Genomic DNA, 12,628 nt, shown 5'->3' on the forward strand with positions numbered 1-12,628 from the left:
GAGGCCCCCGCACCACATGAGCACGCAGTCATCACCCGAAACGCGACGTTCGCGGCGCTCCACGAAGACCAGACGCCGCCGTGGATCGGCAATCAAGGACACTCCGCAGCAGAAGGGCCCCTCCACGTCCTCCGAACGGGCCAGCAAGGCGGCGGTCCAGCTGCAGGACCGTTGGCGGCGCCTGCGGGAGACGACGGCGGCCAGCACCGAACCGGCTCGCGAGGCCGCGACCGGCTGGTGGGGCAGGAAAGTCCAGCCGATCCTGGAGATCGTCTCTCCGTTGGGCTGGCTCGTGCTGGTCATCACCGTCGGGTCCTGGGTCGTAGGACTCGTGTTCGGCTGGGCCGAGGCCATCGTGGCCGGGTTGGTGGGCGTGTTCCTGCTGTTGCTCGCGATCGGGTTCATCCTGGGCCGATCCTCCTACCGGGTGGACCTTGACCTGGCGCGGTCCCGCGTGGCCGTGGGTGACCGTGCCGTGGGCGCGATCGAGGTGACCAACACGGCGGTCAAGGCCTTGATGCCTGCCGCCATGGAACTGCCCGTGGGCCGGGCCACCGCCGTCTTCCAGCTGCCGCGTATGCGCCCTGGTGCCGTGCACGAGGACCTCTTCACCATCCCCACGCATCGCCGCGCGGTCATCACGGTCGGCCCCGTGCGCTCCGTGCGCCAGGATCCGCTCGCCCTGCTGCGCCGCCAGCTGAAGTGGACCGAGCCGGAGGAACTGTTCGTCCACCCGAGGACGGTGGCACTGCAGGGCTCCTCGGCCGGGTTCATCCGCGACCTCGAGGGCCTGCCCACCCGTGACCTTTCCAGTGCTGACGTCTCCTTCCACGCGCTACGCGACTACGTCCCCGGTGATGATCGCCGCCACATCCACTGGAAGACGGTGGCCCGCACCAACAAGCTCATGGTCCGTCAGTTCGAGGAGACGCGGCGCGCGCACCTGGCCATCGCCCTGTCCACGAGCACGTCCGAGTACGCCACCGAGAACGACTTCGAGCTCGCGATCTCCGTCGCGTCCTCCATCGGGCTCGAGGCCTTCAAGGAGCAGCGCAACCTGTCCATCCGCACCCATGCCGGGCCGGTCCACACGGAGACCGGGCGCAACATGTTGGATGACATGACCCGGATCGAGGGCAAGCCGCTACGCAAGACCAGTGTGGACGTGGCCCGAGAGACTGCCGACCACGTCCCCAATGCCTCGGTGTTCTTCCTCATCACGGGGGACCAGCCGACGGCCGGGGACCTGCGCAAGGCCACGAACCACGTGCCCCCGGGCATCCGTGCGTTCGCCATCCGCTGTGCCCACGGTCTGGAGACCCAGCGAGCCAACATCGGCGACCTCACCGTCGTCTCGATCGGCGACCTGCAGGATCTCGGGCTGGCCCTGCGCAAGGCGGCGGCATGATGGCCCGCGGCGCGAGGAAGTCCATGCCCACACTGCCCCGGCAGCCGCGCCAGAAGGGGCTCCGGCTCGGCTTCTCCTGGGCCCAGATCGCGATCGACGCAGCGGTGCTGCTCGTGCTGCTCGGCCTCGGCCTGCTGGGCTTCCAGGACACCTTCGCCGGTGACTGGCACTACCTGGTGGCCGGGTTCGGCGGCATCGTGCTGGGTCTCGGCGTTGCCCTGGCCAGCGCCTACCTGCGCTGGAACGTGTGGATGACCACCGGTGCGGCCGTCCTCGGCTATCTCGTCTTCGGGTTCGCGCTGGCGGCCCCCACAGAGGCCGCCGTCGGCTTCCTGCCGAGCCTGGACGCCCTGCTGGTCCTGGTGACCGGGCCGGTCACGGCCTGGAAGGACATCCTCACGGTGGCCGCGCCGGTCGGCGTCAACGGCGGCATGCTCGTGGCCCCCTACCTGTCCGCGATGCTCACCGCCCTCGTGGCCGGTCTCCTGGCCTGGCGGGTCCGTCTGCCCTACTGGACGGTCATCCCCGTGTTGGTGATGACCGTCGTCGGGATCATGTTCGGCACCAAGGACGCACCCATGGCCGTGGTGCGCGGCATGCTGCTGATCATGGGCGCCGTCGCCTGGCTCGCCTGGCGTCATCACCGCATGCGCGTGCAGGGAACTCGGACAGACACAGCCGGCGCCGACGCGGCGGACACCACCACCGTGTCCAACCCGGCGACCGCGCGCAGGATGGTTTGGCGCCGCGTCGGCATGGGAGCTGCAGTGCTCGCCGTCGCCGGCGTGCTGACCGCCTCCGCCTCGCCGCTGCTGCTGCAGGATCAGGACCGCAAGGTGCTGCGCGACGTCGTGGATCCGCCCATCGAGCTGTTCGACTACCCGAGCCCGCTGATGAAGTTCCGCCAGTACGTCAAGGACCAGCATGAGGAGGTCCTTTTCACCGTCGACGGACTGCCCGAGGGACAGCGGGTCCGCCTGGCCGCGCTCGATGCCTACGATGGCATGGTCTACAACGTGAACCCGCAGTCCGGGGGCAACTTCTCGCCCGTCGGTGATGCCTCCCGGCTCTCCGGCACCGCTGAGACCGAGATCCCGAACCGCGCCGCCGGCACCCTGGACATCAGCATCGAGGCCTACAACGGGGTCTGGCTGCCCGGCGGCGGCAAGCTCAGCGGTGCTGTGCTGCAGGGACCGCGGGCGGACCAACTCTCGACATCGCTCTACTACAACGACGGCAACGAGACCGCCCTGTCCACCATCCCGCTGCGGGAGGGCGACTCCTACACCGCGGACGTGGTCTTCCCGGTGCAGGTGGCGTCCGAGGACCTCGAGGGCCAGGACTTCGGCGAGATCATCATGCCGGAACTGACCGGGGTGCCGCAGGTCGTCCCGGAGAAGGCCGCTGAACTGACGGGCAACCAGGACCAGCCCTTCGGCATCGCCAGCGGCTTGGCGTCCACCCTGCACGAGTCCGGCGCCTTCTCCAACGGCCGCGAGGGCGAGGTCACCTCCCTCTCCGGCCACTACGCCGGCCGCATCACCCAGTTGCTGGACGCCGAACAGTGGATCGGCGATGACGAACAGTACGCCGTCGGCATGGCCTTGATGGCCCGGTCCCTGGATATCCCGGCCCGCGTGGTCATGGGCTTCTATCCGGAGAACTACCCCGCGGGCGGCGGCCCGATCCAGATCAAGGGCAAGGATGTCCACGCCTGGGTCGAGGTCAACTTCGCGAACGTCGGCTGGATCGCCCTGGATCCCACCCCGGACAAGGACAACGTCCCCACGCCGCCGCAGCAGGAACCCCAGTCCACGCCCAAGCCGCAGGTGCTCCAGCCCCCGCCACCGCCGCAGGAGCAGGCCGACCTGCCCCCGGACACGGCACCGGAGCCCCAGGACGCCGAGCAGGAGGAACGGTCCTGGTGGGACCAGTGGGGCCACATCGTCATGATTGTGGTCTACTCGCTGATCCCCCTGCTGATCCTGATGATCCCGCTGCTCATCATCGCTATCCTCAAGGGTCGCCGCCGCAAGAGGCGGCGCGAGGCGCAGACACCCGCCGAGCAGGTCTCCGGCGGCTGGTCCGAGGTGCTCAGCCTCGCCACGGACCTCGGCTCCGAACCCCAGCGCTCCGGTACCCGGCGCGAGCACGCGGCGGAGCTGGTCGGGGCCTTCCCGACGGCGGCCGCCGGCACCACGTTGCTGGCCCGCCGCGCGGACCAGGCCGTCTTCGGCCCGGGAGAGCCGAACGAGGCCCAGGTGGCCGACTACTGGGCGCGGGTCGACGAGAACATCGCCGGCATGCGTGACTCAGTGAGCGGCTGGCAGCGGTTCCGGGCGAAGTACACGCCTCGCTCGCTCATGCTCGAGGCCCGGGCCCGTCACCGGCAGCGCCGCCAGCTGAAGAAGCAGCAGCGCCAGGCGGATCGTGCTCGGATGGCCGAACGCCGCGGAGGCGACCGGACCGCCGAACGTCAGGCCCGTACCGCCCGGCGTGGCGGCAGGAGCCGCGGAGTCCGTACAGTGGATCAGCAAGCTAGCGAGAAACAGGAATAAGGTACCCCGTGCAGAAAACCCTGAACCTGGTCAACGCACCGGCCGGCAAGCGCTTGGCGGCCTGGGTGATCGACCAGATCATTCCCGCGCTGGCCGTGGGCATCGCCTCCGGCGCCACGCTCCCCGCGGTGCTGGACTCTGCCGGGGTGGCCCAGCAGGAGGCGTTGGCCACCTTCACCATGGCCCTGCTCATAGCGTCCGTGGTGTCCCTGGCCTACACGGTGTGGCTGTGGGGTTGGCAGGCGTCCGCGGGCAAGACCCCCGGAAACCTGGTACTGGGCCTGCGCGTCACCTCCGAGGAGGGCACTGCCGCCGGTTGGGGCCCGATCTTCCTGCGCTGGGTCATCATCTCCGTCAGCGGTGTCGTCCCGGTGATCGGCCCCATCCTGATGCTGCTGTCCAACATCTGGGACACCAACCACCAACGCCAGGGCTGGCATGACAAGGTGGCCCGCACCCTGGTGGTGGACGTCAACACCGGCCGCAACCCGCTGACCAGCGGTGGCCTCTACGGCCCCTCCACCTTCGCGCCCGGTGCCATGCAGCCCGGAGATCCCGGCCATCCCGAGACCGGTGTGTCCGTGCCGCCGGCCTCCCGCTGGCCGGCCTTCAACCCGGCCGTCGCCGCCGGGCCCATCTCCTCCGTGCCCGGGGCAGGCCCGGCCGCTGCCCCCGGGGCACCTCAGCCGGGTGCGCCGCAGCAGCCGGCCCAGCCGTCGTCGGGCCCCTTCCCCGGCCCCGCGACCGGCGCACCCGTATCCAGACCGGCGCCCGGCGTCCAGCCGGCGGTCAACGCGCCGGATGCCACCGGACCGTCAGCCCCGGCTCCCGCGGAGGTTCCGGCCCCGGCCACGTCCGGTGCAGGCCAATCCTCCTCGGGGTACAACGAGAATCAGGTCGTCCTGGTCGGGGGCACCGCCGAGACGGCGACCCCGGGCGACCCGGATCAGGAGATGGGATCCACCCAGCTGCGCAGCCACGTGAGTGCGGGACCCGCCGCCGTCAGGCTCCGGTTCGACGACGGCCAGAGCCACGTGCTCGCCGGCGCGGCCCTGGTGGGCCGCAACCCGGCCGCCGCCGCGGGTGAGACCGTGGACCTGCTCATCCCGTTCGCCGACATGGGCCGTTCCGTGTCCAAGACGCACTTGCACCTGACCGTCGACTCGACCGGCGTGTGGGTGACGGACCGAAACTCCACCAACGGCTCGGGCGTGACGCCGCACGGAGGCGAACGGCAGCGCCTCGATCCCGGCCAGCCCGTCCTGGCGGCGGTCGGGTCCACGGTGCACTTCGGCGACCGCTCCTTCACGGTGTCGGCTGCATGACCTTGAATGCCAGTGTGGACGTACCCCAGAGACCATTCCGACTCAACTACGGCTTCGGCTCCCATCGGGGCCTGCGCCGGCAACTGAATGAGGACTCACTGGTGGTGACCGGCAACCTCTTCGCCGTTGCCGACGGCATGGGCGGCCACGAGGCCGGCGAGGTCGCCAGCCGGATCTGCGTGGAGACGCTGGCCGCGGGGGTCAAGGAGGTCCGCAACGATCTCACCGCTGACGAGCTGCAGCAGCTCATGGTCACGGCAGACCAGGCCATCCGCAGGGTCGGGGGATCCCGCGCGGGGACCACCCTGGCCGGGGTGGCCATCGTCCGAGAACTGCAGGGGCTGTACTGGATGGTTTTCAACGTGGGCGACTCCCGCACCTACCGGCTCTCCGAGGGCGAGTTCGAGCAGGTCAGCGTTGACCACTCGGAGGTCCAGGAGATGGTGGACCAGGGTTACCTCACGGATGAGGAGGCCCGGCACCACCCGCGCCGTCATGTCATCACCAGGGCGCTGGGCACCGGGGAGGCCTCGACGGCCGACTTCTGGATGCTGTCCGTCCATGACGGCGACCGGCTGATGGTCTGCTCGGACGGGCTGACGTCCGAGGTGCCCGACGAGGAGATCCGCCGCGAACTGGCAGAGAACCACTCACCCCAGGATGCCGTGGACGCGTTGATACGGCTGGCCCTGGACGGTGGCGGCCGGGACAACATCACCGTGATCGTGGTGGATGTGGAGGACACGGCCGCCGAGGGCGACCGAGAGTCCACATCGCCGCGGCCCGGGGAACCGGATGAGCAGCAGACCACTCGTCCCCGGTTCGACGGGGGCAGCGGTGGACGGATGGTCAACGGTGAACGCGTGTTCGGCATGGATGAGGATGAAGGGGAATGACGATGAGCCAGACGGCGAAGGTCCGCTACAGTGCGGGCCCATGGTTGGGCCTCGTGCGCGGCCGGTGCCTGGTGGCCTTGCCCGCGGACGCCAGTGAGGAGACGGCCGCCGTGGCCTGGGACCTGCTCGCTGGTACGCCCGGCGTCGAGCGACTGTTGGCCACCGTTCTGTCCGGCCGCCTGGATCTGACGGGACTGCCCTCCTTCGCCATCGTGTCCTTCCGCGAGGGCAGCACACTGCATGCCATCCTGCGGGGTGACGTGGTCCTGCGGGTGAACTGCACCGACGGCAGCCACACGGAGGTGATCGGCACCGGAGTGGCCACCTGGAATGAGCGGGTCGTCCAGGGCGTGGAATCCTTCGAGCTGCTCGTGGACGACGCCGTAGCCGACGTGGAGAACCTGCCTCTGGAGTCCGGGGCCGTACGGCTGGCCTCCTTGCATGCTGATCTGGTGGTGCGGTCTGAGTCGGACTCGGGTGGGGTCGAAGAGCCAGTGGAGGATGATCCTGCCGACGCCGACGCCGACGCCGACGCCGACGCCGACGACAACGCCGACGCCGACGCTGGTGTGGGCGCCGACGCTGATGCGGGTGCCGAGGTCGACGCTGATGAGGGTGCTGCCGACGCAGAGTCCTTGACTGATCGCGCAGCGGAGGCCCCTGACGAGCCCGGCACCCCGGCACTTTCCGGGCACAACGCTCCGGTAATTTCTGCCCGCAAAGTCGATGAGGACGAGCCGACCGCAGCCGATGAGGACGAGCCGACCGCGGTCGTCGACGCAGAGACAGCCGACGCTGAGGACGACGAGTCAGCCGACGCTGATCGCTATGTGGATGATGTGGACGATGTGGACGATGCGGATGATCCGGACGCGGACGGCCCCGAGAAGGAAACGGAACCAGACCTCGAACCGGACATCAACACCACGATCGCTCCGGGTCCTCGCTCGGAGCCGTCCGACGCCGAACCCGAGCAGACACAGGACGTCACCGGCACGGACGCCGAAGAGGTCGATGACCGGACCATCGCCGGGCCCCCTGCCACTCCGAGTGCTGTGGAGGCCTCGAGCGATCGGCAACCCCGGCCGAGTGGCGCTGTCCCCGGACCCCAGGAACTGATCGACTCCGTGCCGTGGCTCGCCGCAGCCCGCAAGGCCGTCCCGACACAGCCTCCGGAGCCGGCCGCCGGTGAGATGGTCGAGGTTCCGGCTGATATTGGGATGACGGTCGCTCCGGAACAGTCGCCGGACGATCACCCGTACGACCACTCGGAATCCCGTTCCGAATCCACCGATAGAACCATGACCGACGCGCAGGACGCGGATGACGCTGACACGGTCATGTCGCCGTCCGCTCCTGGCGTGGCGCCCATCCAGAAATCGATCCCCGCTCCAGTTGCGCCCCCGGCCGGGCCGGCGTCGGGCCCTGCGGGGACCGCGGCCATGGAGGAGGACCATGACGGTGAGACCGTGATGAAGTCGGACCTCGATCTTCAGGACCTGCATCCCAGCACCCCCGCCCCCGCTCCGGCCCCGCCGCCGGCGACGGGACCGGTGGTCCTGGCCCGCCAGTGTTCCCAGGGCCATGCCAACCCTCCGACCAGCGCCATCTGCGGTATCTGCGGCCAGTCCCTCTCGGGTGAGGCACAACAGCTGCGCCGGCCGTCCCTGGGCCGCATCCGCATGTCCACGGGGGAGGTCGTGGAGCTGGACCGACCGGCCGTGATCGGGCGTCAGCCGCAAGCCCACCGGGTCGGCTCCGGCACCATGCCGCGCATGCTCCAGGTCCGCAGCCCCAACGGTGACATCTCCCGCTCGCACTGCGAGGTGGTACTGGAGGGATGGCATGTGCAGCTGAGGGACCTCAAGGCCACGAACGGCACGGTGCTGATCCGCGAGGGGCAGGCGCCGCGACGGCTGGGTCAGGGCGAGTCCCTCATGGTGCTGGACGGCGACATCGCTGATCTGGGCGATGGCGTCTCGTTGCGCTTCGAGGGGCTGCTGTGAGCGGTAAACGGCCACCGGCCCCGCCGCCGCACATCGACGGGTTCCGGTACGTCAGCCTGCTGGGCTCCGGCGGCTTCTCGGACGTCTACCTCTACGAGCAGGACCGGCCCCGGCGCAAGGTGGCCGTCAAGGTGCTGCTCTCCGGCCTCAAGACCGAACGGGCGCGCAAGTCCTTCGAGTCCGAGGCCAACCTCATGGCCCAGCTGTCCTCGCACCCGTACATCGTCACGATCTACGAGGCGGACATCACCGAGGACGGTCACTCCTACCTGGCCATGGAGTACTGCTCCCGGCCCTCCCTGGACCTGCGCTACCGCCGCTCCCGGTTGGGCGTGGACGAGGTCCTGGCCGTCGGCATCCAGGTCGCCTCCGCAGTGGAGTCCGCGCACCGGGCCGGGATCGTGCACCGGGACATCAAACCCGCCAATATCCTCACCACGGACTACAACCGCCCCGCTCTGACGGACTTCGGCATCTCCGGCACCACGGACATGCTGGATGACGATGCCGGGATGTCCATCCCGTGGTCCGCACCGGAGGCGTTCACCGGGGGGAGCCCGGATGGGTTCGCGATGGATGTGTGGTCCCTCGGCGCCACGCTCTACACCCTGCTCGCCGGGAGATCCCCGTTCGTGCGGCCGGGGGCGGACAACTCCCAGAAGGAACTGATCTCCAGGATCGCCAAGGCACCGTTGCCGCCCCTGAACCGGGCGGACATGCCGGCCTCCCTGGAGTTGGTGCTGTCCACGGCGATGGCCAAGAACCCCGGCTCCCGATTTCCCTCTGCGCATTCGTTCGCGTTGGCGCTGCAACGGGTCCAGACCGAGTTGGGCCTGTCCGTCACCCCGTTCGAGGTCATGGATGAGTCCGGCTCGCTGGAGGCGGAGGATGACGAGGTCGATGAGGGTGGGGACGCCACCCGTGTGCGGCAGGTCGTCTCGATCGATCCTGATCGGGGTTCCACGAACACCTCGCGCCACTTCCCTCCGATGCCACCGCCCTCCGCGCCGAGACGTCCACAGGATGAGGTGGACGACGCCACGGTCATGCGACCTGCCCGGGGAACGACGCCGGCCGGTCCGACCCCAGACGACGACCCGACCATCATGGGCGGGCGCATCGGCGGCGGCCTGGCGGGATCCCGCGCGCCGTCGCGCCCGCAGAGGTCCTATCCCGACGCCGGCGGAGAGTGGGAGCCTGACGGCACCACCGCACGGCGCGTGGAGGATCAACCGGCGGGTTCGCCGTTCGCCGCCTGGATGGGAGAGAACAAGGTCGGCATCATCGCCTCGCTCGTGGTTCTGGTGCTGGGGATCGTGGGTGCCGTCTGGCTGGCGAACAGCATGGCCGTCCAACCGCGGGAAGACCCGGACCCCACCTTCATCAGTGAGTCACCGGGGCTGCCGCTCCCGGAACCCGAGGATCCCGTGGCGGCGGCCGAGAACGTGACGGCCACCGTGGACGGTGCCGATGCCGTGTTCAGCTGGGAGAACCCTGATCCGAAGGACGGGGACACCTACATGTGGAGGACGTCCACGGCCACCGGACAGGGGCGGATCACCACCGCGGACGAGACCACTGCCACCACCCCCGTGCTGGAGGAGGACCGGACGTGCATCGAGGTCGTGGTGATCCGGTCCAACGGGAAGCAATCGGACCCGACCGTGGGATGTGTGGACTGACGGCAGTGGCTGTTCGTCCGGCGCGGCAGGGAACTCACGGACGGGCTGGCCACGGCACGGAACCGCCGCGGCGTCGCAATGGCGGCTCTTGACAGGTTTGACCGGCATCATGGGACTGAGATCTTCAACCAAGGGGGAGTGGCGATGAGCGTGGACGGGCAAGGACAACGGTTCGGGCCGACTTCGCGGGTCGAGCCTGACGAGCAGGACCACGTGGACCGGCAGCCGAGTGGGGGCAGCTCGGCGGCGCTGTCGATCGACTTTGTCGGCGAATGGTACGAGGTCGTGCCCGGCCAGGTGTTCACCATCGGCCGCGAGGGTGACTTGGAGATCGACGACAATCCGTACCTGCACCGCCGTTTCATGGAGATCCGGCAGATCGACGGGCTGTGGTGGCTGTCCAACGTGGGCACCATGATCTCCGCTACAGTGGCGGACTCCTCCGGCGGCATGCAGGCGTGGGTCTCGCCCGGTTCCCGCATCCCGTTGGTCTTCGGTCAACTGAACGTGGTGTTCACGGCCGGGCCGACCACTTATGAATTCTCTGCGCACTTGAAGAGCCCCTCGTTCCTGCAGCAGTCCAACGGCAATGACGCGGTGGGGGAGACCACCATCGGCCCGGTGATCTTCACCCCGGCCCAGAAGGCACTCATCGTGGCCCTGGCCGAGCCGATCCTGCGCCGCGGCGGCACCGGATTCTCCACGGTGCCGTCCTCCGCCAATGCCGCAAAGAGGCTGGGCTGGCCGCTGACCCGGTTCAATCGGAAGCTGGACAACGTTTGCGACAAGTTGGACCGCGTGGGTGTGGCCGGACTGCGGGGCGGCGGCGGCAAACTGGCCACGAACCGCCGTGCCCGGCTCGTGGAGCACGCCGTGACCTCCCACCTGGTCACTCCGGATGACCTGCCGCTACTGGACCAAGCCCTCGGCGACGAGGACTGATTCCGGTTGCGCCGCCGTCGCTGAGCATGTCCCGGCGGAGTTCGCTGCGGTCCACAGGATCGAAGAGCGCCTCTGGCGCGCATGGACCTCCGGCCACCGGCGACCGAGGCTTGGCACGGCACTGCCGTGCACGGTAGACACAACACATGCGTGGCGGGTCTGGAAACGGGGACGAGCAGCCTTCTCGGGTGCTTGCGGCGTCAGCGACACTGAGCGTGGTGCTCGCGGTCTCCGCCTGCACGGCTGACGGTGGGGGTGGGGCGGCAACGGGGAAGCAGCCGATTCCGCACCAGAGTTTCGTGAGCCGCCCGGACCTCAAACCCCCGGTGGTGGAGATCTCCCGCGGTCCCGCGTGGTCGGACGAGTACGAGCATTCGGAGGAGTTCACGTTCCTGACTCCGAATTATGGTTCGGCGACGCCCTCGGACGGGGCCATGATCCTGGATGCCCGTGGGGACCTGGTGTGGATGAACCCGGCCGAGGATGACGATCCCGAGGACAATCCCTTCGACCTGCGGGTCCAGGAGTATCAAGGTGAACCAGTGCTCACCGTCTACGAGGGGACCAGTGACGGCGGCATGGGCGACGGCGAGGTCATCGTCCTCGACCAGTCCTATGAGGAGATCGCCCGCGTCACCACTGGCGGCTCCCTGCCGCCTGGACAGGCGGATTTCCACGACACGACGATCACGCCGGAGGACACCATGCTGATCGCCGCCTACGAGCCGGCACCGGCAGACCTCAGGGCGGTGGGAGGCCCGGAGGACGGCTACATCCAGGACGCGGTGATCCAGGAGGTCGACATCGCCAGCGGGGACGTGCTCTTCGAATGGAGCGCCATCGGTCATGTTCCCCTCACGGAGACCCTGCTCGACTTCGATGACGAACAGGCAGAACTGGAGGAGGAGGCTGAGGAGTCAGCACAGGCCGAGACCTCCGAGGCCTCCGAGGGACAGGGAGGCCCGCCCGAGCTCGGCACTGAGGAGCACCCTTTCGACTACTTCCACATCAACTCCGTGACGGAGGACCATGACGGCTCTCTGCTGGTCTCGGCCCGCCACACCAACGCGGTGTACAAGCTGGACCGCGCCACCGGCGCAGTGGAATGGACCCTGGGTGGCTCGGCCAGCGACTTCGAGATGGGTGAGGGCGCCGAGTTCTCCTGGCAGCACGATGCACAGCGGAGTCCGGACGGCACGCTGACCCTCTTGGACAACCACTCCCACGGTGGCAGTGATGACGAGTCCTCCCGCGGTCTACGCCTGGCCCTGGATGGAGACGCGATGACCGCGGAAGTGGTCACCGAGTACCTGCCGCCCGCCGACCGGGTGGCCAGTTCCATGGCCAACGCGCAGCAGTTGGCCAACGGGAACATGCTGATCGGCTGGGGTGCCCGCCCGCACTACTCCGAATACACGTCCGACGGCGAACTCATCTACGACGTCTGCCACGGCGATGAATGCAGGGGAGACGAGTTCGAGGGCGGTGGCGGCAGCTACCGGGCGTACAAGTTCGCCTGGGAAGGACGGCCAGCGGCCGAGCCTGACGTCACCGTGCAGGAGCGCGACGGTGAACGGCTCGCCCACGTCTCCTGGAACGGAGCCACCGAAGTCAGCCGCTGGCGGCTGGTGGCCGGAGAGGACGAGGGCAGCGCCACCGAGCACGCCGTCGTCGACCGCGAGGGCTTCGAGACGGTCATCCCGGTTCCGGACGATGCCGCGGACCTGCCCTACGCCGTCGTCGAAGCCCTGGACGCCGAGGGCACGGTGCTCGGAGCGGCCCAAGTCCGATGAGCGCTCACGGTCTGGCAG

8 protein-coding genes are annotated in these 12,628 nt (G+C 69.0%); all 8 read left to right on the forward strand.

Annotated features, from left to right (window positions below):
• The first annotated feature begins 16 nt into the window (after nt 1–16).
• The 8 genes from ABD134_RS01265 to ABD134_RS01300 all read left to right on the forward strand — a co-directional run bounded on the left by ABD134_RS01265 (nt 17) and on the right by ABD134_RS01300 (nt 12,610).
• The gene (locus ABD134_RS01265) at nt 17–1,408 is read left to right on the forward strand and encodes a DUF58 domain-containing protein (protein ID WP_344225982.1); all 1,392 of its coding nucleotides are present in this window, start codon (nt 17–19) and stop codon (nt 1,406–1,408) included.
• A gap of 23 nt (nt 1,409–1,431) precedes the next feature.
• Nucleotides 1,432–3,966 (forward strand): transglutaminaseTgpA domain-containing protein, encoded by a 2,535-nt coding sequence (locus tag ABD134_RS01270; protein ID WP_344225985.1) that lies wholly within the window; start codon nt 1,432–1,434, stop codon nt 3,964–3,966.
• An 8-nt stretch (nt 3,967–3,974) separates the two neighbouring features.
• On the forward strand, nt 3,975–5,291 hold the full coding sequence (locus ABD134_RS01275) for an RDD family protein (protein ID WP_344225987.1): 1,317 nt from the start codon (nt 3,975–3,977) through the stop codon (nt 5,289–5,291).
• Complete coding sequence (locus ABD134_RS01280) at nt 5,288–6,187, forward strand: PP2C family protein-serine/threonine phosphatase (protein WP_344225989.1); 900 nt, start codon at nt 5,288–5,290, stop codon at nt 6,185–6,187. Before ABD134_RS01275 ends, ABD134_RS01280 begins: the two co-directional genes overlap by 4 nt.
• On the forward strand, nt 6,184–8,193 hold the full coding sequence (locus ABD134_RS01285) for an FHA domain-containing protein (protein WP_344225991.1): 2,010 nt from the start codon (nt 6,184–6,186) through the stop codon (nt 8,191–8,193). Before ABD134_RS01280 ends, ABD134_RS01285 begins: the two co-directional genes overlap by 4 nt.
• On the forward strand, nt 8,190–9,875 hold the full coding sequence (locus tag ABD134_RS01290) for a serine/threonine protein kinase (protein ID WP_344225993.1): 1,686 nt from the start codon (nt 8,190–8,192) through the stop codon (nt 9,873–9,875). The genes ABD134_RS01285 and ABD134_RS01290 overlap by 4 nt, the downstream gene beginning before the upstream one ends.
• Nucleotides 9,876–10,019: 144 nt before the next feature.
• Entirely contained in the window at nt 10,020–10,817 is a 798-nt protein-coding gene (locus ABD134_RS01295) for an FHA domain-containing protein (RefSeq protein ID WP_344225995.1), read from the forward strand.
• A gap of 299 nt (nt 10,818–11,116) precedes the next feature.
• Nucleotides 11,117–12,610: an arylsulfotransferase family protein gene (locus tag ABD134_RS01300; RefSeq protein ID WP_344225998.1), complete on the forward strand. Its 1,494-nt coding sequence runs from the start codon at nt 11,117–11,119 to the stop codon at nt 12,608–12,610.
• Nucleotides 12,611–12,628: the final 18 nt, after the last annotated feature.

Origin of the sequence: Citricoccus alkalitolerans (assembly GCF_039528175.1) — a bacterium.
Classification (GTDB): domain Bacteria; phylum Actinomycetota; class Actinomycetes; order Actinomycetales; family Micrococcaceae; genus Citricoccus; species Citricoccus alkalitolerans.